This is a genomic window from Scopulibacillus daqui, from assembly GCF_016908855.1.
Lineage (GTDB): Bacteria > Bacillota > Bacilli > Bacillales > Sporolactobacillaceae > Scopulibacillus_A > Scopulibacillus_A daqui.
This window is the reverse complement of the sequence record NZ_JAFBER010000033.1, coordinates 1-23,582: the sequence shown is the minus strand read 5'-3', so window position 1 is coordinate 23,582 and position 23,582 is coordinate 1. Positions and strand designations below refer to the sequence as shown.

Genomic DNA, 23,582 nt, shown 5'->3' with positions numbered 1-23,582 from the left:
TAAAAGATCGGACGGTTTTTTTGTGTACTTTTTTTAATAAAAAAATGAAAAAGGGGCGCCAAAAAGTCAGTTATACTGACTTTTTGGACAGCCCCGTTTTCTTATTTTCATTTCTTCTTTCTCTTTCTTCATTCATACGGTTAATAAACACTTGTCCTTGCTCTTCTATCCATTTCATATCTTCTTCTTTCTCTTTCATGTATGAAATCACAAATTGAAATCCGCTGAACAAGATACCTGCAAAGACGAGATAGACCCACCAAGGAAAAGCTTCAATTCGGTCTACGATTGGCATTAAGATGCCCCATTGCTGCAAAATGTACAAAAAGATAATGGTGCAAATAATAGCGATCGCACGCTTTGTTTTTTTCATCATCAGCGCCCCTCCATTATACAAGCCCTCTTTAAGAAGAATGTATGCCGGAGACGGGCAGAATATGCTTGCTGTGTATAAATAAGAAGTTCGCCATTCTACTCAACCGGCACTTTGCTGTCATACAACGGATGATAGAAAGAGCGATTATCCATCGCAAACAATCTTTCAGTAAATTCGCCCGGTTTGGTTCTCTCAATAGCGCGGGTGAGCATGTTCATTTTTGCATCAAGATTATCGAGCATATGAAGGATTTCTGCCTCTTTAATGAGCGGAGGCTTAGGACTTCCCCATTCTGGTTTCGAATGATGGCTTAAGACAATATGCTGGAGAATGGTAACCTCTTCGCCTTCAACGCCCATTTCTTTAGCGGTTTGTCCAATTTCATTAACCATAATGGAAATATGTCCGAGCAGTTTTCCTTCCAATGTATAACTTGCCGATGTTGCCCCTGAAAGTTCAATCACTTTGCCCATATCATGAAGAATAATTCCTGAATAGAGCAAATCAGTATCCAAAGACGGATAAAGGGCTGCTACTGACTTGGCGAGATTTAGCATAGAGACGACATGGTAGGCTAACCCGGAAACATATTCATGATGATTTTTTACCGCCGCAGGAAATTCAAAAAATGCTTCTTGGTGCTTTTTTAATAACGCTCTTGTCAATCGCTGTATATTGGGATTTCTTATTTCAAAGATAAATTGATTCATTGTATCGACCATTTCATTGATTGACATTGGCGCCGTGGCAACAAGATCAGACTTTTTAACAGGATCTTGTTGGGAGGCGAGGCGTATATTCCTTATTCTCAGCTGATTTTTTCCGCGGAACGTTGTGATATCTCCCTCAACCTTTACGATTGTATCCGGGACATAATCTTTTTCATCCTGCGGTGCGGCATCCCACAATTTCGCATCAATTTCTCCTGATTTATCCTGCAGAATCAGCGTTAAAAAAGGTTTGCCGTTACTTGCAACCGATTTTGCTGCCGATTTAATGAGTAAATAAAGGCTGACTGACTCACCTTCGTTAAAATGAACAATCCCTTTCATCCCCGGTTCCCCCTTCACCTTATAAAAATGACTTTATTTCGATTCAGTCTGCTGAGTTGGAATGGTAATCGCAAAACTAACACCATCTTTATCGTTTTCAGCATGAATATGACCGCCATGCCTTTCGACAATTCTTTGTACGATGGCAAGCCCAAGGCCGAACTGACCTTTCTTGCCTTTTTTAAACGGCTGGAACAAACCTTCCATTTGTTCTTCCGGTATCGGTTCACCGTCATTTTTGACAAGTAATCGTGTTTCTGAATCTTTCTCTTCCGCAATCAGCCATATTTTAGTATCTGCATACCTAAGCGCATTTTCTAATAAGTTCTCTAAAACGATGAGCCACTGCTCCTTATCGACATGAAACAAAGTGTTCTTTCCTTTAATTTCAATCTCAATAGACGGCTTTTGTGTTAATAATCGTTTTTTCACTTGTTCCGCAAGCTCGCCAAATGATACGGTCTCAATGTCCGGCCTTTCTTCACGCAGCGAATCAATCCGTGTAAAATAAAGAAGTTTTTTAACTCTGTGCTCCATTTGATCGGCTTCATTGATAATAACATCGATCGTATCATCAAGAGTGCCTTGCGGATATATACCGTCTTTAACAGATTGAGCGTAGCTTTGAATAACCATGATTGGCGTTTTCAGCTCATGAGAGGCTTGCTGCAAAAAGGTTTTTTGCGACTCATCATAACGGAGCAAGTTTCTTCTCATCTTTTCAAATTGTAATGACAAACGTTCAAATTCGTCTCCGCTTTTCCACTCAAACGGCTTCTTCCAATTTAAACTGGCTATTTCCTCAAATCGGCTCCCCAGCACTTTAAGCGGCTTCTTTAAATGGTGGGCAAACCAAGCGGCAACCATCAAACTCAAAACAGCCGCTAAAATTAATACAATTAATAATCGGTTCCATAATTCTTTCGCCATTTGGTTTCGATAAGTATCCCACATATATGAAATAAGGTAAATTGAATTATCGTTGTCGTCTTGGAGCTTTCGTATCACATAGAACAGCGTTGCCCCATTATAATTCAATTCATAGCGGCCGAGCGTCTTTTTCTGGCTATCTGCTTCTTTCGCCATTTGGTGAAGGACCTTGTTAGGGACAGGATCACCTTCAAGCTCCCCTTGGCCATTGACAATAAGCAAATTACCGACTGAACGGGAGGCTTGTTGGCGTTCAACGAAACTTTTGTTGGATTTTGGCAAAGAATATGGGTCCGGCTGTTGTAAAACATCATGAAGCTGCTCTTCCTCGATTAGGTTATAAGAATCGTTTTTTAGCGCTTGCTGGATCGAGAAAGGATATATAATCGCAATAAGAACCCCTAAAATGAGTATTAATAATATAAAAGATACCCATACCCGTTGCGTAAGCGTCCATTTTATCATTATGAAACAATCCTATATCCAGCGCCGTACACCGTTTCAAGCGTAAGGCGCGGCAGTTTTTTCCTTATTCTCCGGACAACATCGTCGACCGCTCTGTCAGACCCGACATAATCCTCTCCCCAGCCGGCTTTTAAAATTTCTTGACGGGATTGGGCCACGTTCATATTTTCTATTAAAAAATACAGGACATCGAACTCTTTAGCTGTCAGTTCAATCAGTTGGCCGTCTTTAGTAAAGACATTGCGGCGGTTAATATCAATTTGATAATGAGAGATCGTTATATAATGAGTGCGCATGCCTGTTCCGTATACACGATGAAGTATTTTTTTCGTTCTTATTACAAGCTCCTTAGGCAAGAACGGCTTGGTTAAATAGTCATCACTGCCTTTTTCAAGACCGATGATTTTATCCAGATCTTGATCTCTTGCGGATATAAAAATAACAGGCTGCTCAGAATTATTTTCTTTAATTTTCTCAATCAGGTCATACCCGGACATTCCCGGCAGCATAATATCCAAAATCCATAAATGCGCGCCATTATGAAGGTGCTGAACCGCTTCTTCCGCTGAGTAGAAGGCGGATACCTTCCAGCCTTCTTTTTCAAGATAAGCGCATAATACGGAAGCCAATTTCTCCTCATCTTCAACCAAATTAATATGAAAATTCAAATCATGCATGACACCACACCCTTCTCATTCATCACTGAATCTATATTTTGGTGTTCAACATCTGCAAGTGAAATCCATGCTGCGTCTGATTGGTTCTTATATTCCTTATGACACGTCATTAATATCACCTGATGACGCTTAGACACTTCAGATAAAACCGCCATCGCTTGTCCGCTTCTATCATTATCGAAGTTAACAAAACTGTCATCAATAATAATAGGGAAACTTTCCGCGGATTCAAAGACAGAAGCAAGCGCAAGCCTTATGGATACATATAATTGCTCTTGCGTCCCCCTGCTTAACTCCTTGACATAAAAAGATTGTCCGGCATAGTTTTCAGCAACCAAGCCTTCTTCATCCGACATTAAAATAGCCCTGTAACGATAACCGGTCATTTTTGAAAAATATTCAGAGGCTTGTGCCAGCACCGCTGGCAGCTTGCGTTCGCGGTATTCTTCTTTGGCTTTATTTAATAAGCCTCTAGCGGTCTGATAAACAGCCCACTGTCTCGCCTTCTCATTTAAAAAGGATCTTTTCGCTTCCATTTGATGCTTTAATTGCGCATAAGACTGATTTTCTTCTAATTGTGATCGTTCAGATTGCCATTTAAGGCTTTGTTTACGGCATGTCTCAAGACGCTGTTCCAGCTCTTCGATTTGCTTTTTCAAACTTTCTTTCGTCACGCCTTTAAAACGATCTTCTCTAAGCCAGAGATGGCATTGCTGCAAGGAGGCGCGGTTTGGCTCAATTTGTTCCATCTGCCTTTTAACCTCAAGCATTTCCGATTGAATTTGCTTTTTTCTTTCATATTTTTTGGCCTTTTTGCGAAATGCTTCCTCATCATTAACTTGAGCAGCTTTGAACAAACGTTCACATTCTGTTTGATATCGTGACATCTTTTCATTCAATGCCTCTTCCTGCTCTATTAATCCTTGCAGCTGATGCTTGAATTGCAGATATCTTTGATGCTTTTCTTTTTCTTTATTTAACCGTTGTTCCAAATGCCACAGACTATCATTTTCCGCTTGCAGCTGTTCAGCTAATTGATATTTTTCTCTTTCAAATGCATCTATTTTCTGCTTGTGGCCATTCAATTGTTTTTCTAATTGCTGTTGTTGAATCACGTGTGTCTTAGCTTCCTCAACATATTGATATACCTCTTCAATAAGGCTTACAGGTGTTTCCAAAAAGCTATGACGCACCATCCATTCCCGCAGCCGTTCTGTATTTGTCTCTATGGAAAGCGACACATTGTCCAGCTGCTGAATTAAATGGCCGTAATATTTCTTTTCGTCTTCTAAGCGCTGATTAGCCGAGGCTATGCTTGCCCTGGCTTCTTCATCTTTATTTAAAAGCGTTTGGTATTCATATAATTCGCCTTGAGGCCTTGCTAATAATATTTCGTTGATGGTTTTCAGACGCTGATCGGCCTCAGTTTCGTCTGACTCGCCGCTTGTTTTATCCGCTGTTTTTTGGATGGCTAACTTCGCCCCTAGGCTTAATATGACACCAAAAGCGCCGGATATGAATCCGCTGATGGGATGATGGCTGTAAAATTGCAAAAAAGCGATGAAAACTGACAAGACAAGGCAGGAGCCGGGAATTATGATAGATAGTTTTTTCAATTGGCTTTTTTGCCGGCGCTCGCGGTGAATAGATTGTATTTTTGCTTCAAGCCATGATTTTTCCTTCTCAAGCATATCTCTATTTTTGCTTGCCTCGAGTTGTTCCTCAATCCGGCTGCGCTCGGCTTCATCCAAAACATATTGTTTTGACTGCGCTATTTGCTCCTGAAAACGCTCAGTTTTTGCCATGCTGTCGCTCAAAGCTTGTTCTAAACGGTCCCTATGATGCATGGCTTTTTCTCTTTCATTAAGCAGCTGTTTGAGATGGTCTTTCGACTCAATGCCTATATCCGCCGCACAGACCGCTTCTTTAGTCCAGCCGCCGCCAAGTTTATTTATTAGGTTATCCAATAAATTTGCTTCGTAAAGAATCTTTTCTTTAGTCATATCAATATTTTGGCGAAGACTTTCGCAGTACGGCGCTTTGTTAATAAGATGAAGCAAATTTCTTTCATTATCTAACCATTTCCGGTCTATATTTAATTGACGAACAGCAAGGCTTATTTGTTCAATCCTTTTGGAAATTTCCGCCTTCTCTCCCTCTAAAACTACGATTTGTGCCTGCCATTTTTCCAAACGTTCGATCCCTTGATCAGGAAAATTGATATCGGGAAGCTGCTTTTCCTCTTCATGCAAGCTGTTATACTTGATCATCAGCGGTTTAAGAGATGAAAACTGCGCCAACTGATGATAAGTATTTTCTATTTCCCGTTTCTTCTCGAGAATATCGGCGATCTCACGCTCTGCTTGTTGAATTTTTTCATTGATGTCATGATAATCATTTAGTTTTTTGTCCCAATCTTTTAATTGGCCTTTTAAATGATCCAGCTCGGTTATCGTTTGATTGATCACCGGTTTTCTGCCTGAAGGCTTAAATAGTGCTTGAAGCTTCTTATCCAGCATTTGTTCAAGGCGCATGATCCTCGAGTTTCCGGTCATGCCTGCGCTGAACAAAAGCTGATTCATTTCTTTTGCGCCAATTTTCTCAAGCTCCTTCAAACCATCTAAATCAAAGCAAAAAATCGCTTCGAAAGCAGGCAGATCTAAACCGTAAAATAATTGGTTCAGCTGATGGCTGCCATTGTCGGACCCGGTATTATCGTAAACTTTCGGCATTCCGCTCTCGTTTAAAAAGCGCTCAAGCTTCAAGCCGCCAAATGTTTCGCTTTCAATATGCAATGAGCCGCCGACGCCATTGATATCCCTGTTTCTTACAAAAGCATCCAATTTTGCTTTTGGCGGGAAGCCAAACAGCATATATTTTATAAAGGCGGTTAAAGTTGATTTTCCTGCCTCATTTGGACCGTAAACAATAAGAAAAGGGGCGGCCGGCAGCTGAATGCTTCTCCCGGTAAACCGACCGAACTGGTAAATATTTATTTGTTTGATTTTAATCATTTTCTTCACCCTTTTCAAGGTCATAAAGCGCGTCAATCAGCAGTGTCTCCGCTTCCCTTAATATTCCGGCTTCTTCATCCTTATTTAATCTATCTAAATACTTTTTGGCTCGTCTGTGGCTAAACAAATCTGAAATCATCGGTTTAATTGATGTTTCCCGGCATGACAAACGAAGAAGATCACCCGTGAAATAAGGTGAAGACATCAGCTGTTCTCTGTCCCATTCCGGCTTCGTTTTTAATTGAAAAAACATCAGCCAAACAAAATTTTCAATTTCATCTTCTCCATCACGCAAGGCTTCAAGCATTTCCTCTATCATCGCTTCCTCATAAAGCAAATGATGGAGCGGGCCTTGTCCGGCAAAAGTCACTCGGGCGAGAACACCTTCTTCTCTCCTTATTGATTCTTTTAAAGTTTCTATTCTATCTATTAAGCGGTCTATACTTGGACAATTGACAATTGAAACCGTTTCATCAATCCAGATGATGTCAGCCGTTTTGAAAAAGGAAACCTCGGTTTTATGGCGGTCCAGTTCAACGAGTAAAGCCCCTTTATCGCCGGATTCCTTAATATTTAATCCTTGGATATTGCCCGGATAATGAATCGGCGGCTCTTCAGACAAGGTTTGCCGTTTATGAATATGCCCGAGCGCCCAATAATCAAAGTCCTTTTCTATAAGTGATTTTACTGTAAAAGGGGCATAAACCTCATGCTGCTTGTTGCCTTGAACACTGCCATGCAATATCCCGATATGAAAATCGGCTCCGTCAACTTTATGGAAATGTGCTGACATATCATCATGTACATGACGCTCAGGGTAACTGAATCCATATAAATGCACTCTTGGACGCCCTTGTTTCTCAAAAGGCATCATGCTCACTGTCGGCCCAAAAACGTGAACATTATCAGGGAGTGTTAATAAATGGTTATTGTTATCAAGAAAATCATGGTTGCCGTGAATGATATACACATCTATACCATGTTCTTTTAATAGACTCATATTTTTGGCAAAACGCTTTTGGGCTCTTAAGCTTCTATGGCTTTGATCATAAATATCTCCAGCAAAAATAATAAAGTCCACTCGCTCCATAACGGCTTTCTGAATCACACGCTCCAATGCCGTAAAAGTACTCTCCTCAAATCGCTCTGCCAATTGCGGCGGGCACTGGCCGACTCCGGAAAAAGGCCGATCCAAATGACAATCCGCCGCATGAATAAAACGTATCGACAAATCACTCGACCCCACTTCAATGTTCATGTTTTTATTGTAACAAATCAACTGCATGATTTGACATCTTTTGCAGATTTTCAGTAAAGGAGCACGACGCCATTGTCGTGCTCCTGTTCCCTCTATTATTTTGATGAAGATATTCATTGATATTCGTACCGTTCAATTTAATAGTTAGAATACCAGTCAAAAAGAAAATGGCATATTGAGTGATGCCAAGCCATGCCAGAGCAGAAACCTTGCTTACTAAATGAATGCCTGGCGAAACGCTTGAAACGATAAGTTCCATAACCCGTGTAGACTTTTCCGATGCAATGTCTTGAGCAATCATGGAACCGTATCCAACAACCATTAAATATATTAAAAAGACTAAGAGATAGACAAAAAATCTTGCTTGATCCATTTCTTTTTCTGATTTAGCGCCTTTGTCAAGCGATTGTTTATGAAAATCTACAGGAGCATTCAGCATAGCCAGTTTTTGAGCATTTAATCCAAGCTGCTCCGTAACCGCTATGTTTTTTAATTGTTGAAGAGATTCCTTGATTTGATTGCTTGCCGTTTCATCTGAAAGTTTCATCGTATAGTAAGAAGCCTTAGGAAGCCCTTCAGAACTTTTTTCTATAACAAGATATCCTTTGAATTTTCCATCTTTAACCGCTTTTTTGCTTGGTTTTCCCCTTCTTTAAACGGCGTCAGCTTAATATCTTTATTCACCTTCTTGATTTTGGAATTCAAAGGTTCAAACAACTGGCGAGTGCGGTCAATCACAGCAACTTTTTCCACATGATGTCCATTAAAATAGGATGTGATCTTTGGCATGCTAATTAACACAACAGTTAAAACCATCATGATAAGCGTCGCACTAATAAATGACTTAGACTTGCACTTCGATCCATAAGTGTGTGAAAATACAATCCAAAATTTATTCATGACGCTCACCCACTTTATCAATAAATATTTCGTTTAAAGTCGGTTCTTCGATACTAAATGTCTTTACAAATCCTCTATTTGAAATACGCCGAAAAATTTCCTGCGATACTTCTTCATTAGATATTTTAAAATACGCGCCATTGAATTTTTTGCTGATTGCCCTTTGATAATTCCTCTACTTTTTTATCATAATATTCGGTCGCGCCAAAAGATTCGAGCCATCTCTTTGCTTCCGTTTGCGCTTGTTTTTTCGTCATGCCTTTCAGTTTTCCAAAATACGCAAGCTGCTCTGATACTTTTATTTTGGGATACAGCCCGCGCTCTTCAGGCAAATATCCAATCAACTGACTATCCCTGTATGTCAGCTTTCTTCCATTCCACAAAATTTCTCCGGATGTTGGCTTTAACAAGTCAAGAATCATCCGAAACGTGGTTGTTTTACCGGCACCGTTTGCACCTAGAAAACCAAACATCTGCTTCTCTGGCATTTCCAGCGATAACTGATTAACCGCCGTAAAATCCCCAAACCGCTTAATAACATGATTTAAAGTCAGCGCCACTCGTCATCCCCTTATCTTTCTCTATCATCTCATTCCAATAATCATACAAAATCGGAAAAACTTTCATCATAATAATTATTTAATCATAAAAAAAAGGATTTTTATATATAAAATTGAAATTATTAAACATTAAATTTATAAAAGGGGGCTGAAAAATTGCCGAAATATACATTAACCGTATATGACAAAGATGGATCTAAACTTTTAGAAGAATCTTTTGAAGCCGCCAATGATGAGGAAGGAAAAGCATTGGGAACCAAACGCCTTAAACAAGAAAACTACGAAAATTATACAAACCGCCTGACTTCAGATCACGGCGAGCTGATCCTTTTTCACAGATAGCCAAGAAAAATTTCATTCATAACTTGTCCCGATGCAGCATAAGTCTGTTAATAAGATTCCTTACTTATCGTATGAGGAGGCTCAACGATGTTAACCTTTTTGCAAAAGCTTGAAATGATTGAAAGTGAAAATCCCCCGGAAAAGGCCGTTCAGCTCATATTAGATCTTGTCAACGAGCATCCGCAGGATTCGGATATTCAGTTTCAAGCTGCGATTTGCTGCGATCGTTTAGGATTTGAATCTAAAGCCGTTCCTTTATACGAAAAAGCCATTCAGCTGGGACTTCCCGAACATCAATTAAAAATTGCTTATACTAATTTAGGAAGTTCACTGCGGGTGCTTGGACGGTACAGGGAAGCGCTAAAATGTTTTGAAACCGGGCTTCAGCACTTTCCTGATTTTCGCCCATTAACCATCTTTAAAGCGATGACATTGTACAACCTTCAAGAAAGCAGCCAAGCGGTTCAAATGCTGCTTCAGCAATTAATAGAAACAACAAGCCGGAAAGATATTCTTTACTATGAAAAGGCATTGAGATACTACAGCGATCATTTAGATGCTGTCAAATCATAGCTTAACCGGGCATCTACAAAGCTCAGCCGGGGAGTATCTCCGCCGCTTGCGAATTTATTTCAAAATGCAAAAAACCCCTTGAAGGCTGCTTCAAGGGATTATACATGAACACGCATTTGTTTACGGAAAACTTCCCTGATCAAATAAGCAACGCCATGCATATCATTCGATCTTGTTATCCATTTTGCTTTTTCTTTCACCTCTTTCGGCGCTTGATTCATTGCCACGCCCAAGCCAACTTTTTCAATCATTTCAATATCTTCAACGCCGTCTCCAACAGCCACTATTTCCGATATCGGAACGCCAAGATATTGCGCCAAGTGAACAAGCCCGTCAAACTTTGAAGTTCCCCAATGGGTCAACGTTAATTGCGTTGGCGAATTTTTTACAACTTTAATGGTTGGAAAGAAATCCTCCAGTGCTTCCAAAACTTCATTCATATTATTTTGATATAGTTCAACTTTTACATCTGTTGCACTTTCAAGATTCTCATGAAGATACTTGCTTAACGAATCAACATATGTGACAGGATAAAATAATGGTTCACTGACGCCGATGGTCATTTTAGCAATGAGATTTCTTTGTTTGGGACGGTTGCTCACAGACAGCCGTTCATGGGACACGCGAATATGGCATGGATAAGTTTCCAAAAATTCAACAAGCTGCAATAATATGTGATGTTCAATTTTGCTTGTATACATGGGATTGTCTATCGATGAAGAAACAAATGCACCATTATGCGTGATAATTGGGTATTTTAATTTTAACGCTTTTGCAACTTTTGCCGCTGAATGAAAATGCCTTTCCGAAACCAGCGTGACAGCGACACCTTTCTTTTTTGCGTATTCTACTGCGTCCCGGGTATTTTTATCAAGCTTATGATTACTTCTTAAAAGGGTGCCATCGATGTCTAAAGCAAGCATGCGGTATACCAAGGTAATCCCCCTTTTGTTAAAAAAGTTTTACTTAGCCCTCTATTTTCAAACTTATGTTTAACTCAAGGGAAATAGAACAGGCGTCAACACTTTATCCTTGAAGTCAGACATCATCTCTTTTCATGACCGATTCCTCAAACAGTAAAAAAGATCCAGCGTATACGCCGGACCTCGTCATTCATCCTTTAAGATGCATCTCCTGATTTACCGTAAATATCTTCTAACGGTTTGGTAATGATTTTATTAAGATCTGAAATAAGCATGCTCATTTTTTGTTCTGCAGCCATCAGATTGGAAATGACTTCATGCTGTTGAATTAACTGTACTTGTTGCTGAGCCTTCTGTGCTTCTTCCTCAGTTATTTGTTGTCCCGTCATTTGTTTTTTCTGAAGTGTTAATTGCAATTGACGGAAATTATCAAACATTTTCTTAGCGATGTCATCCTCATTGACTTCTTTGTACGCTTTAGTCAATGTTTGATATTCGTCGCTGTTTCGTATCGCTTGTTCCATATCATAAGCGATATCATGTAAATTAGCCATTATTAGCCTCCTAAAAATATGATCAATATCTACTATAACATTAATACGTACCGATTTTCATTATATAACTAACAATAATAATCCTTGAATGAGCCCAATGAAGCCTCCAAGAAGAGCCCCAAGGTAGGTTATCATATTAAATTCGCGTTTGGATATGATTAGCACAACTTGTTCCAATTCATAAAGCGAAAAACCTCTGACTTGATCTGAAACCAATTGTTCTATTTCCAAACTTTTCAGCATCTCGCTGACTCTATGTGAAGCAAACCGGAGACCCGTGTGAACCATGTTCGGAATCATACGGTTGATAACAGCCTCACGCCATTCTGCCGGCAAATCGCTCGGGCTTTGTTCTAACCATTGACGGTACGGCAAATGGCTTTGAATTTGGCTGGATAACCAATGCAAAATATCCTGCTCACTGATGCCCGTCCGATTTAACAAGCTTTCCAGAGGCTGGTTCTTCAAGCGATCCCATTCTTTTTGCAATAATTGGTTTAACATCTCCTCAAAGGACGCTTGCTTAATAAAATGGATAAGTTCGGGATAAATCCGGTTAACAATCATTTGGCTATTAAAAAGCATTCCCAGCATATTGCCCAGCAGCCCTTTCTTTTCAAAGAAGCGGTTTAATTCGTATTGGCATTTGGCTTTTCCTTCATCACTTTCAAGATAGGCTGCCAAACGCTCTGTTAAAAAGGAAGCCGCTCCGGACACTGAATCCTCGACACGCGCCAATGCCTTTTCTGGTATAACCTTTTGCAGCGGTTCCGTTTTTATCTTATTAAACTGCATGGACAAGCGGTTTGTAAGCCAAGCCGCGGTCTTTGTTTCCAGTTGGCTGCTCCACTGGGCGCCGTCTATTTCCCCGAGGATTTCACGAAACGGGCGCTTCGTGCCAAACCATCCATCCGCTTGCTTTTGAACTTGACTAATCATTGTCTTTGAAAAACGGGGATCGCTTAATTTTCTTTCAATGCTTTCAGCCGTAATTAAATGCTTCATGACAAGCTGACCAAGCTGCACTGCAATTTCCTCTTGTCTTTTAGGAATTAATCCCGGCGTAAATGGAAGACGGAATTTACCGATGTAAATGGGCTTGTGAGGGCGAAACAGCATTTTTATCGCTATGTAATTCGTCAATCCCCCGATAAGCGCACCGACAACAATTAAAATGATAAAGTGGATTAAGATATCAAGCATAGAAGTCTCCTTCTTCATAATCACATTTAAGTTTTCTTATCATATGATGGTTATCGACATATACCCAATCCATTATACGACTTTTCAAATGATAAATATACACAAAACACACCTGGAAAGGGGTCGTGACTTTGGAGAGAGTTTATATTGATTGCCATCATAAAGAAACCGGTACTGTTTATTTACCTGAAAAACTTTATAATCAAACATTAAACCAAATAACATTTTCCTCACAAAGCATTGAATGCCAAGTGAAACCTCACCAAAAGAAAACCATGCTTATTGCCGAGGATTTATGGAAAAAATGCCATTTTCCATATCCTTCTGATATACTGGTTGATATTGATAAACAAACAATGACGGTTTATCCATTAATCGGTATTTTCACAACAGGCAAGCTAAAAAACTCTCTCCGCCCATTCGGAGAGCGTACTCACGAATTTAAACATCTCCTTAGTCATGTTCACAAAAAAGGCGGCTATGCATTTATCTTTTGTCCAAATGATATTGATTGGCAAAATGGTTTAATCGACGGCCTTTTCTACTGCGAAGGCTGGATAACTTTCAAGGCGCCTTTTCCAAATATTGTGTATGATCGGATTCCCAGCAGAAGAACAGACAGAGATCCCGGCATTAAACAGATGAAAGAAAAGTTTATGCATGAATATGGAATTCCATGGTTTAACAGCCGTTTTTTTGATAAATGGGCAATCTATCAATTATTAAAAAATCACCCTTTATCATCCCAATATTTGCCCAATACTGAAGAAAATATATCACTTCACGCCATCAGACAATTTCTAAATCTTTATCAATCCGTTTATTTAAAGCCAAAGAACGGAAGCAAAGGACTTGGCATTAAAAAACTGGAAAAAGAAAGCGAAAGTCTTATTTGCGAATACTATGATCAGGGACAATATTATAAAGAAAATTATAAAACACTGTCTGATTTCATCCGCCGGCATTTCCCCGGAGACCTTCTATCCCACTATATTCTTCAACAAAGGATTTGCCTGATGAAAGAAAATGAACGTCCTCTCGACTTTCGTATCCATACGAATAAGGACGGCAACGGAAAGTGGCGGGTCAGTGCGGCCGCAGCAAAAATAGCGGGACATAATGGCATCACGACTCATGTCGCTTACGGAGGAGAGGTTAAATCACTCTATGCCTTATTTTCTGACAGAGCAGATGAGTATTTAAAAAAGCTCGTCCATGCAGCCTTGACATTAACAGAAATTATTGACCAGCAATCACATGAATTAATCGGCGAATTAGGATTAGATATTGGCATCGATGAAGACGGCCGCATATGGCTGTTTGAAGCCAATTCAAGACCGGGCCATACTATTTTCAAAAACCCTGCTATAAGAAAGCAAGATGATTTTGTAAAAAAATTATGGTATGACTACTGTTGCCATTTAACCAAACAAACCATGAAGCATCCAGATTGGATGCTGTCATCCAAACCGGTATGAAGATCATGCCGGCCTTTATTTTTTAACCAGATGAAGGCTTTTGCTTTATAATATTCTAAATTCGTGTATGATTTTTAATAAGAGGTGATACCATTGATAACCCATTTTACATACAAACCTTTTTTATCTAAATCAAGACAGACTAATTATCAGTTTTCTTTCTTTTTTAAAGGGGCGGCTTATCAAGGCATTTATCACTACAATGGTGAAATAGAATGGGCAACAGAAGAACCGGAAGAAGCCTTTCTTAAAGATATAACGGCGCAAATCCATGAGCTGATGCTTTTTCATGTTTATGATAAGTAATCGCTGTACATGATATGTTTAAGACCTCTTATTTTGGGAATTGTAAAATTAAGAGGTGATACAGATGGCTGATCTTGAAAAAGGCTATGAATATGAAGGCAAAGAAGATTACGCTCTTGATGTCGACCGTATGATTAATGAAGGCTTAGCCGGGGGCACAGTTAATCTTAAATATGACCACCCTTCAATTGACGAATCAAGACCTCTGGATAAAGAGGAAAAGCCAAAGAAATCATGATTGCCGCTCCCGATTTTAAATCGGGAGTTTGCCTTTTAAAAGCAAAACGGGAAGCGATCAAACGCTTCCCGCAGCCAAAATTTATTATTATAAAAATGAATTATTCTTGATGTCCGTTAAATTGTTTTTGTGCTTGTGCAACAAGACGTTTTGTGATTTCCCCGCCGACAGAACCGTTAGCGCGAGCAGTGGTGTCGGCACCTAATTGAACACCAAATTCAGAAGCAATTTCCATTTTCATTTGATCAAGCGCTTGTTCAACACCTGGTACAAGTAATTGGTTGCTGTTTCTTGCCAAAGTGTTCACCTCCCTTGTAATCATATTGTGTGTTATTTAGATGATTATATGCCGGAGGTGAAGTGGCAATTTCTTGAACAACTGCTATAAATGTGGTGTGAAAAATAGAAAGAAAAATGCGCTTATTTATTATCTTCTACAACAAGATCTAGCTTGCCCGTTTCGGGACAAATAACAAGTCCGTGAACAGGAATGTCACGCGGCATAAGCGGATGATTTTTCACTGTTTCAACACTCTTCTTCACACGTTCTTCTACTGAACCAAAACCATTTAGCCATGTTTCTAAATGATCGTTTTCAGACTTTGCATGGTTTAGGCTTGTTTCATTTAACCCTTGCTCTTTCATGTGCTCAATCATATTTTCACCTTTGAGCCCAATCATGCCGCACTTGTGGTGGCCAATAATTAAAACTTCTCTTGCCTTTAATTCATAAATGGCAACAAGCAAACTTTTCATGGCGCTGTCATAAGGCGTTTCAATCATTCCGCCGGCATTTTTGATCATTTTTGCATCGCCGTTATGTATGTTAAGCGCTTTTGGCAGCAGCTCGATTAACCGCGTATCCATACAAGTGACAATGGCTAGCTCCTTATTAGGAAATTTGCTTGTCTCGTAAGGCTTGTACTCTTCATTTTTTACAAATGCTTCATTATAAGAAAGAATCTCTTTTAATTGTGTCATATTCAACCCTCTTTTATGTTTTGATTTTTTAAAAATAAAACCGCATATATTTATTATAATAGCAAAAAAACAAATGATAAAGGCCGACACATGACTAAAACCGATAATCACCGGCACTTACTGAACCGCCTTCTATTCCACATTCTTAAAAAGGATTTTTTTCATGAAAAAAGGAATCCGAAAAAATCAGGATTCCTTTTCAATCAATCTAACCTTTTCCTATGCACTCTTGTGCCATCGCACGAAAACAAAACCGGATGATCCTCAATAACCGTCTCTAAATGCACTGATCTGCCCCATAATTGGTATACATATTCCAGTACTTTTTCCAAATATTTTATATCCAGTTCCATATCTTCATAACGATGTTTCAGATATAATTCACCATTTTTCATGTAATCGCCGTTTTCAACTACAATAAATGGATAACCGCCATTGACACGGGAGGAAACGAGTTGGTCGCGAATGTCTTTCCAATCTTTGCTTGTAATTTTAACTTCGTCCCCTTGCCTTTCATATATGAACATATCCTCTTTTTCGACAAGTTCTTTAGTAAGATAATTTCTAATGAATGATTGGTCTGATTCAATTTCCCTTACTTCAAACAGCTTTTCTCTGCCGGACCCTTCTTTTACGCCGCGGCGTTTCATTTCTTCTGTCGGATGGTTATAGCGCTCCTCAATATCTTCGAATATCTTTAAACCTAAATAATATGGATTAATTCTCTGTTTTGAAGGCTGTACGACATTGGCGTTCAGCGTCGCGAATTCTATCGCTTCGTCGGTAGTTAAATCTAATTCTCTCATAATTCTTGCATGCCAGAAGGATGCCCAGCCTTCATTCATAATTTTTGTTTCCAATTGCGGCCAGAAATAGAGCATTTCTTCACGAAGCATTGTCATAATGTCACGCTGCCAATCCGTTAATTCTTTGCTGTTTTCTTCAATAAACAACATGACATCTTTCTCCGGATGTTCAGGAAACTTTTTAGGCTTTTCTTCTTCAACTTCTTTTTCGCTGTCAAATTCCAGCAAATCTTCGTACTCTGATATCGGCCTTTTTTTAGTCCGGTGTCTCTGGGATTCCTTTTCTGAAGAAGTGTCCGATTTAGAATGTACTAATGACGGATCTATATGTTCATTTATGGCTAAAACAGCATCTATAAAACGTTCAACCTTTTCTCTGCCGTACTCTTCCTCATAGTCCCTGATTCTTTCAGCCGTTGCGCTCATGCTTTCAACCATATCACGTCTTGTATTTTTGAATCTCACATTATTTTTGAAAAAATCGCAATGGGCAAGGACATGGGCAACGATCATTTTATTTTGGATCAGACTGTTCGTGTTTAATAAAAAAGCATAGCAGGGATTAGAATTAATCACAAGCTCATAAATTTTGCTTAAGCCAAGGTCATATTGAAGCTTCATTTTATAAAATTGTTTGCCGAAGCTCCAATGGGAAAACCGGGTCGGCATGCCATAAGCACCAAATGTATATATAATATCCGCAGGGCAGATTTCGTAACGCATCGGATAAAAATCTAAACCAAACCCTTTAGCAATCTCGGTGATTTCATCGATAGCCCGATCAAGCTGGCGCATTTCCTCTTGATTCACCTTCACCATCCCTTTCATAAGTATTCCTTAAAAGAAATATATGATGAATTTAGTTTATTCATGTTCAAGGTGTATGGTGAAGTCGTTGTCAAGGGATTATCCACACTTTTTACGAAGTCAGGCCCCAGCTTGAATCAGCCAGTTTGACATCAGGATGCTTTTGGTTAAACCATCTTAAGGCAAATTCATTTTCAAAAATAATCACTGGGCGCTCGTCCCTGTCACTTACAACGAGATGATTTGATGAACGCTGCAGATGATTGGCTGCATCTTTATCGACAATCCATTTTGCGAGCTGATGCGGCATCATTTGCATATCAAGGTCAACGCCGTATTCCGCTTTCATCCGGTATACAAATACATCAAACTGCAGCTGCCCAACCACGCCTAAAATCGTTTCTTCATATGGTGTGCGGTAAATTTGAATCGCGCCTTCCTGAGCTAATTGATTAATCCCTTTAAGAAAATGTTTCTGTTTCATGGCGTTTTTGGCCCGAACTTTCGCAAAATGCTCCGGCGGAAATTGCGGCAGCTCTCCGTAGTTAAAAGTATCTTTAACACTGCAGACAGTATCGCCGATTTGATAAAAGCCCGGGTCATATAGCCCGACAATATCTCCTGGATAAGCTTCATCAATCATTTCCCTGGAATCGGCGAAAAACTGTTGAGGCTGGGCAAGCTTCAATGATTTACCCGTCCGGTCAAGCCACACTGTCATACCTTTCTCGAACTTTCCTGAACAAACTCTCAAGAAAGCAATCCGATCCCGGTGCGCCGGGTTCATGTTGGCCTGAATTTTAAAGACAAATCCAGAAAAAGCCGCTTGATCAGGTCCAATGACTCCAGCACTCGATTCCCTTGGCTGCGGGGTAGGCGCCATCTGTAAATAATGCTCCAAAAACGACGGCACGCCAAAACTCGAAACCGCACTGCCGAAAAATACCGGTGTCTGCTTGCCGGCCTTCACTGCCTCAATATCAAATTCATTTCCGGCTTCCTCAATCAGCAAAAGCTCCTCTTCCAGCTGCGCGATTGTCGATTGATCAGCAACGCCCTTGAGTGCTTCGCTGAGATGGTCAATAGACTCAATGTCAAGCGTCTGCCGTTCTTTATTTTCGTTATACCATTCGATTTTCTTTTGAAAACGGTCATAGACACCGCGAAAAGATTGCCCCATCCCGATCGGATAATTAATAGGAAAAGATTCAATCCCGAGAACATCCTCAATTTCTTCAAATAACTCCAGCGGTTCCTTGCCTTGACGGTCAAGCTTATTAATAAATGTAAAAATCGGAATGCCGCGATCCCGGCATACTTTAAATAATTTGATCGTTTGCGGTTCAACGCCCTTGGCCACATCGATGATCATCACAACACTGTCAACCGCCATTAGCGTCCGGTACGTATCTTCACTAAAGTCTTGGTGCCCAGGCGTATCCAAAATATTAATTTTAAAATCGTTATAGGTAAACTGCATTACACTGGAGGTAACCGAAATCCCCCTCTGTTTTTCAAGCTCCATCCAGTCCGATGTGGCAAACTTCTCCGACTTTCGGGATTTGACGGCACCGGCTGTTCTAATTGCGCCGCCAAGCAGCAACAGTTTTTCTGTTAATGTTGTCTTACCGGCATCCGGGTGCGAAATGATAGCAAACGTTCGCCGCCGTGCCGTTTCCTCTTTTATATGTCCCATGCGGTTCCCTTTCTTTCTGAATATCTATTTTTCCATTAAAAAACATACCACAGCCGTATACGAAAAAACAATATCTGATAAAAAAATAAAAGCACTGCTAAGAGTGCTTAAGGATAATAATAACCGCTGTATTTTTATTAAATATTAAAGCGTTTCACCATGATTTTTTGGTGTGATCACCGGACTGGAAGCTAACTGTTTGCTTGCTAGTGTTTCTCCGTGATTGGACAGCTCATTTGAACCATGAGTGGCAACTGAAACGGAGATAGCAAAGCCCAGTACAAGCAAGCCTAATCCAGAGAGAAATTTTCTCATTTTAAAACTCCTTTTTCATAAAGATTTTGTTTTGCCTCATATGATAAGTTAAAATAATAACTCGCTTTAACACTCATCAATACGATTTTTATTTATTAAGAATATTCAATCCATTATTGTGTTCTTTGTTGCAGAACTTGACCTCATAACCAAAACTTTCCGCAAATATGGGTTTAGCTTTTAATGCATCATTTATCGCAAAAAGATTTTAATGCGCGGCAAGGATCGCACTTCTGAATAATATTCAAAAACTTTAAAAAACTATATGTGAATTATACTATGATTGGCCTATTATTGATAGACAAACAATCAATTTGTAACAAAATTTTAACTGTTTTCTATTCATTTATATACTATATTAAGATACTATAAACGCCCCAAAAAAATAACATTTCCGGGGCGTTCCATTAATTATTTTCCAATGATTTGTCCGATCTGTCCCATAATATCCTCTTTGACAGCTTGAAGGCGGCTAGCGCTTTCCTCTTCAGATTCACCCTTGACGCCGAAGTAAAACTTGATTTTCGGTTCGGTTCCGGAAGGTCTCATGCAGAACCAAGAACCATCTTCCAGCTTATACTTTAATACATTGGAAACCGGCAGATTAACCGTTTCTTCTTTGCGGTTTTTAATATATTTTCGTTTAGACACTTGATAATCCTCAATGACTGCAACCATTGAATCGGCTACGGATACTGGCGGATGTTCGCGAAAATTGCTGAGAATCTGTTGGATTTGTTCAGTTCCTTGCTTGCCTTTCAGTGTTAAGGATTCAAGATCTTCCTTATAATAACCGTACTGATTAAAAATTTCCAAGAGTGCATCATAGAGTGTTTTTCCTTGCAGCTTATAATAAGCGGCTGCTTCTGAAACAAGCAAGCAAGCCTGGACCGCATCCTTATCTCGAACAAAGTCGCCGATCAGATAACCGTAGCTTTCTTCGTAGCCGAACAAGAATTGATGCTCGTGACTTTCCTTATATTCGCGGATTTTCTCGCCAATGAATTTAAAGCCTGTTAATGTATCAACGGTTGCCTTTCCAAAACTTTCAGCAATCGCCCGACCGATATCAGACGTGACAATCGTTTTAAGAACAGCACCATTATCAGGAAGATCTTGCTTATGTTTTAGAATATAGTGCAATAATATAGCTCCGGTTTGGTTGCCGGTTAGTACAGTGTATTCCCCGGAATGATTCTTAACAGCAACGCCCATCCGGTCGGCATCCGGATCAGTGCCAAGTAAAATATCCGCGTCCAGTTTCTTGCCGTATCGGACCGCGATTGTAAAAGCTTCATGCTCTTCAGGGTTCGGCAATTTAACCGTTGGAAATTCAGGATCCGGTTCAGCTTGTTCTTCGACTACCGTAACATTTGTAAATCCCCAATTTTTAAAACCTTCCGTTACAGGTTTCAAGGCTGTTCCGTGAAGCGGCGTAAAAACAATGTTCAAATCGCCCGCTTTTTCAATAACATCCGGCTGAATAGCAATGGTTTTTAAATGATCTTGATAGGCATTATCCACTTCTTCGCCAATCATTTTCAATAAACCGTTTTCTTGTAATGCCTCTTTATCGCCAATGGCTACCGACAATTCATCTTCAATTTGGTTGACATGGTTAACAAGCTGGTTCGCTTCTTCTGGAGGCATTTGTCCGCCGTCTTCATTATAGACCTTATAGCCGTTATATTGCGGAGGATTATGGCTTGCTGTAATCACAATCCCCGCAAAAGCGTGCAGATGCCTGACCGCAAATGATAAGACAGGCGACGGCCGCAGCGACTCAAACACATAAGTTTGAATATCGTGTTTGGCAATTGTTAAAGCCGCTTCCATCGCAAAAGCTTTAGAAAAATGCCTGGAATCATAGGCTATGACAACACCGCGCTTTTTCGCATCAGTTCCATGAGCGGCAATGTATCCGGCCAAACCCTCTGACGCTTTTCTAATTGTATAGCGGTTCATCCGGTTCGTTCCCGGGCCTAATTCGCCGCGCATGCCGCCGGTCCCAAATTCTAAACTTTTATAAAAGCAATCTTCGAGCTGCTTTTCATCATGCTTTATATCGTCAAGCTGCTGCTTTAAATGGCCGTCCAAATCATTTCTGGAGAGCCATTTATGATAAGCTGACTGCCATTCCATATTTTATTCACTCCATTAATATGAGGTGCGATATGTTTGAACCCGCACCTGTATGTATAAAATTCTTTTTTCATTATAGCAAAAATGGCATAAAATATGGGACTAATCAGCAAAATCATTTTTCGAGGTTAATGACAGAAAACCTCCTTATTTTAATAGATGAACCGTAAGTTGAAACGGCCGTATCGGTTTGATTAAGTTATATACTATTTTTGTATTTATAGAAAGAAAGGGGAGATAAGCAATGGGAACAAGTACATATTATCCTGATCTCATTTGATAGAGATAATAGCAGTCTCTCTAAGGCGTCATTCTCCCTAAATCTATAAGCTTTTATGATATAACCTAATAAGAGGATGCATAGGTATCTTGAAGGATATCTTTTATCTGGAATAACTTTTCGAAATCTTTATGATACCCTTTTGGAAACAATACCCCTAAACCATACGAATGAGAAAATTCAAGAGCCGGATATTGACATTTGAGTTGATCCCAAAGTTGATAGACGCCAAAATCATCACACTTAACAACAATATCGTGAAAAAGTATAATGCCTTTTTCGGCTAATTTAGGCAGCCAGCTTTCAAAATCATGTGCTACGGCTTCATAAGTGTGATATCCATCAATGTGAAGCCAATCAATTGACTGTTCTTCAAAATGATTTAGCGCTTCATCAAACGTACTGCGTATCAAAGTTGATTGGTTTTGATAATATTGATGGGCAATTTGAGAAACCGTTTGATACACATCCTCACCGTAAAACCCTGCATGCGTATCTCCCTGCCATGTATCTACGGCATAGCATGCTGTACTCATGCCTCCATCTTTTACGGCTTGAAGAAAACTAAAGAAAGAGATTCCCCAATGGGTGCCTAATTCGACGATCGCGGCTGGTTTCATAAACCTGACTAAATCATAAGCAAAGCGCCGATGACCCAACCATGCAGAATATTGATCAATTAACGGATAATCTTTTTTATATTCAAATTCAGGATCATAAAAGTTCCAATTTCTCTCTGAATTTTTATTGAGCCACCTGTAATATTCTTTATAAAATGTTTCCCGCAAGCGTTCGTAGTCACTTGTAAGTATTCTAACCCCGCAGTCATGAATACACCACGGACTGTTTTGTTTTGCTACTCCCACTTCATATCCGGATTTTACAAATTCCAGCGATTGTGAAAGATCATAAAAATGCCATCCCTTAAATAAATCCTTCCTCCACGGGAGATCATACTGGGTTACCATGATTAATCCGTCAATCGCATGAACTTTCTCATAATCCGAATAAATATCGTTAAAAGCTAATCGTTCCATTTGTCCAGTATGGCTATCATATACTTTTCCGAACTTTTCGGCACCCTCCCACCACTTACAGCTGTTAGGAATGGTTTTGGCGCCGACAACACCGAGCATTCCTAATTGTGGATACTTTTCAAAGATAGATAAGATGTCAATGATGAAATTTTCATTGATGATAAAAACATCCTGGTGAAGATATACTTTATATTTGGCATCGCTTTCTTCCATCATCCGTTGATATGCTGACACGATTCCTTCAGTATCTTCTGATGGCTTCAATTCAATTTCAAACCCATCCGGCACAGTTAATGATCGAATATAACTTAATGATTCCTTATATTTTAATGGATCAGATACACAAGTGATAAAACATATTTTCTTTTCGTTCTTGTTAGTTTCACGTTTTATTTGGACAGGTTTATTTTTTTTTTAGTAAATCTTCATAAAAACGCTTATTATACAAAATCCTTTCATCATTCGGATTAAACTCTCGAGCCCTTTCATTGTGAAAATACGCTCTTTCGTTGTCGCCTAAATGATGATAACAAAGACTTAGCTGAAGATGCGGAAGCCAAGTCCAGCAAGATTCAAGAACAAAATCGCTAGCGCGACTTAATTACTTCCCAAGTGTAGCCTTTTCACTTGGGATTCTTTTTTGCTCGTCGCATAGTACCTTCACAAAAA

The 23,582-nt window shown here is 39.6% G+C and carries 24 protein-coding genes and 2 pseudogenes; 5 read left to right on the top strand and 21 right to left on the bottom strand.

Translation table 11 applies throughout. The features are described 5' to 3' along the window. Window positions 1-70: 70 nt before the first annotated feature. From JOD45_RS15385 to JOD45_RS15345, 10 genes and pseudogenes are all read right to left on the bottom strand, one after another. On the bottom strand, window positions 71-376 hold the full coding sequence (locus JOD45_RS15385; RefSeq protein ID WP_205004795.1) for a sporulation YhaL family protein: 306 nt from the start codon (window positions 374-376) through the stop codon (window positions 71-73). A 95-nt stretch (window positions 377-471) separates the two neighbouring features. After that, window positions 472-1,428 (bottom strand): 3'-5' exoribonuclease YhaM, encoded by a 957-nt coding sequence (gene yhaM / locus JOD45_RS15380; RefSeq protein ID WP_205004794.1) that lies wholly within the window; start codon window positions 1,426-1,428, stop codon window positions 472-474. A 33-nt stretch (window positions 1,429-1,461) separates the two neighbouring features. After that, window positions 1,462-2,823, bottom strand: a complete 1,362-nt coding sequence (locus JOD45_RS15375; RefSeq protein WP_205004793.1) for a sensor histidine kinase — start codon at window positions 2,821-2,823, stop codon at window positions 1,462-1,464. After that, window positions 2,823-3,500, bottom strand: a complete 678-nt coding sequence (locus JOD45_RS15370; RefSeq protein WP_205004792.1) for a response regulator transcription factor — start codon at window positions 3,498-3,500, stop codon at window positions 2,823-2,825. The genes JOD45_RS15375 and JOD45_RS15370 overlap by 1 nt, the downstream gene beginning before the upstream one ends. Then, window positions 3,488-6,514, bottom strand: a complete 3,027-nt coding sequence (locus JOD45_RS15365; protein ID WP_205004791.1) for an ATP-binding protein — start codon at window positions 6,512-6,514, stop codon at window positions 3,488-3,490. Before JOD45_RS15365 ends, JOD45_RS15370 begins: the two co-directional genes overlap by 13 nt. Continuing rightward, window positions 6,507-7,772, bottom strand: a complete 1,266-nt coding sequence (locus JOD45_RS15360) for a metallophosphoesterase family protein (protein WP_205004790.1) — start codon at window positions 7,770-7,772, stop codon at window positions 6,507-6,509. Before JOD45_RS15360 ends, JOD45_RS15365 begins: the two co-directional genes overlap by 8 nt. Window positions 7,773-7,776: 4 nt before the next feature. Continuing rightward, window positions 7,777-8,364, bottom strand: a complete 588-nt coding sequence (locus JOD45_RS15355) for an ABC transporter permease (RefSeq protein WP_205004798.1) — start codon at window positions 8,362-8,364, stop codon at window positions 7,777-7,779. Beyond that, window positions 8,361-8,672 carry an ABC transporter permease family protein gene (locus JOD45_RS15350; protein WP_205004789.1) on the bottom strand — a complete coding sequence of 104 codons (312 nt, stop codon included), beginning with the start codon at window positions 8,670-8,672 and terminating at the stop codon, window positions 8,361-8,363. The genes JOD45_RS15355 and JOD45_RS15350 overlap by 4 nt, the downstream gene beginning before the upstream one ends. Further along, a complete protein-coding gene (locus JOD45_RS17005; protein ID WP_380898360.1) occupies window positions 8,665-8,769 on the bottom strand; it encodes an ATP-binding protein DrrA1-3 family domain-containing protein in 105 nt (34 codons plus the stop codon). The genes JOD45_RS15350 and JOD45_RS17005 overlap by 8 nt, the downstream gene beginning before the upstream one ends. Before the next feature lie 40 nt (window positions 8,770-8,809). Continuing rightward, a pseudogene (locus JOD45_RS15345) lies at window positions 8,810-9,232 on the bottom strand (ABC transporter ATP-binding protein); the annotation flags it as partial. Between the two features lie 156 nt (window positions 9,233-9,388). On the opposite strand from JOD45_RS15345, the gene JOD45_RS15340 reads away from it, so the two are divergent. After that, window positions 9,389-9,574 (top strand): YhzD family protein, encoded by a 186-nt coding sequence (locus JOD45_RS15340; protein ID WP_205004788.1) that lies wholly within the window; start codon window positions 9,389-9,391, stop codon window positions 9,572-9,574. Between the two features lie 87 nt (window positions 9,575-9,661). After that, window positions 9,662-10,147 (top strand): tetratricopeptide repeat protein, encoded by a 486-nt coding sequence (locus tag JOD45_RS15335; protein ID WP_205004787.1) that lies wholly within the window; start codon window positions 9,662-9,664, stop codon window positions 10,145-10,147. Between the two features lie 98 nt (window positions 10,148-10,245). Here the strand turns inward: JOD45_RS15335 and JOD45_RS15330 are convergent, their stop codons facing one another. From JOD45_RS15330 to JOD45_RS15320, 3 genes are all read right to left on the bottom strand, one after another. Beyond that, window positions 10,246-11,082 carry a Cof-type HAD-IIB family hydrolase gene (locus JOD45_RS15330; RefSeq protein ID WP_205004786.1) on the bottom strand — a complete coding sequence of 279 codons (837 nt, stop codon included), beginning with the start codon at window positions 11,080-11,082 and terminating at the stop codon, window positions 10,246-10,248. A 185-nt stretch (window positions 11,083-11,267) separates the two neighbouring features. Further along, a complete protein-coding gene (locus tag JOD45_RS15325) occupies window positions 11,268-11,624 on the bottom strand; it encodes a YlbF/YmcA family competence regulator (RefSeq protein ID WP_239549316.1) in 357 nt (118 codons plus the stop codon). Between the two features lie 60 nt (window positions 11,625-11,684). Next, window positions 11,685-12,827 (bottom strand): DUF445 domain-containing protein, encoded by a 1,143-nt coding sequence (locus tag JOD45_RS15320; RefSeq protein WP_205004785.1) that lies wholly within the window; start codon window positions 12,825-12,827, stop codon window positions 11,685-11,687. Window positions 12,828-12,958: 131 nt separating this feature from the next. Here JOD45_RS15320 and JOD45_RS15315 point away from each other — a divergent pair, with 131 nt between their 5' ends. The 3 genes from JOD45_RS15315 to JOD45_RS15305 all read left to right on the top strand — a co-directional run bounded on the left by JOD45_RS15315 (window position 12,959) and on the right by JOD45_RS15305 (window position 14,849). Continuing rightward, on the top strand, window positions 12,959-14,305 hold the full coding sequence (locus JOD45_RS15315; protein ID WP_205004784.1) for a YheC/YheD family endospore coat-associated protein: 1,347 nt from the start codon (window positions 12,959-12,961) through the stop codon (window positions 14,303-14,305). A gap of 93 nt (window positions 14,306-14,398) precedes the next feature. Beyond that, on the top strand, window positions 14,399-14,611 hold the full coding sequence (locus JOD45_RS15310) for a DUF5342 family protein (protein WP_205004783.1): 213 nt from the start codon (window positions 14,399-14,401) through the stop codon (window positions 14,609-14,611). Window positions 14,612-14,675: 64 nt separating this feature from the next. Then, on the top strand, window positions 14,676-14,849 hold the full coding sequence (locus JOD45_RS15305; protein WP_205004782.1) for a hypothetical protein: 174 nt from the start codon (window positions 14,676-14,678) through the stop codon (window positions 14,847-14,849). 100 nt (window positions 14,850-14,949) lie between these two features. On the opposite strand, the gene JOD45_RS15300 is transcribed toward JOD45_RS15305, so the two are convergent. The 8 genes and pseudogenes from JOD45_RS15300 to JOD45_RS16665 all read right to left on the bottom strand — a co-directional run. After that, window positions 14,950-15,171, bottom strand: coding sequence for an alpha/beta-type small acid-soluble spore protein (locus tag JOD45_RS15300; RefSeq protein ID WP_205004781.1), 222 nt, complete (start codon window positions 15,169-15,171; stop codon window positions 14,950-14,952). Between the two features lie 98 nt (window positions 15,172-15,269). After that, on the bottom strand, window positions 15,270-15,830 hold the full coding sequence (locus JOD45_RS15295; protein WP_205004780.1) for a beta-class carbonic anhydrase: 561 nt from the start codon (window positions 15,828-15,830) through the stop codon (window positions 15,270-15,272). Between the two features lie 203 nt (window positions 15,831-16,033). Beyond that, a complete protein-coding gene (locus JOD45_RS15290; protein ID WP_239549315.1) occupies window positions 16,034-17,455 on the bottom strand; it encodes a SpoVR family protein in 1,422 nt (473 codons plus the stop codon). Between the two features lie 100 nt (window positions 17,456-17,555). Further along, entirely contained in the window at window positions 17,556-19,139 is a 1,584-nt protein-coding gene (locus JOD45_RS15285) for a peptide chain release factor 3 (RefSeq protein WP_205004778.1), read from the bottom strand. Window positions 19,140-19,283: 144 nt separating this feature from the next. Beyond that, window positions 19,284-19,454 (bottom strand): hypothetical protein, encoded by a 171-nt coding sequence (locus JOD45_RS15280; protein ID WP_205004777.1) that lies wholly within the window; start codon window positions 19,452-19,454, stop codon window positions 19,284-19,286. A gap of 411 nt (window positions 19,455-19,865) precedes the next feature. Next, complete coding sequence (locus JOD45_RS15275) at window positions 19,866-21,596, bottom strand: phospho-sugar mutase (protein ID WP_205004776.1); 1,731 nt, start codon at window positions 21,594-21,596, stop codon at window positions 19,866-19,868. A gap of 345 nt (window positions 21,597-21,941) precedes the next feature. Beyond that, window positions 21,942-22,664: a class I SAM-dependent methyltransferase gene (locus JOD45_RS16670; RefSeq protein WP_239549317.1), complete on the bottom strand. Its 723-nt coding sequence runs from the start codon at window positions 22,662-22,664 to the stop codon at window positions 21,942-21,944. Beyond that, window positions 22,650-23,264 (bottom strand): annotated as a pseudogene (locus tag JOD45_RS16665) (glycosyltransferase family protein); the annotation flags it as partial. The pseudogene JOD45_RS16665 and the gene JOD45_RS16670, both read right to left, overlap by 15 nt. Window positions 23,265-23,582 lie beyond the last annotated feature (318 nt).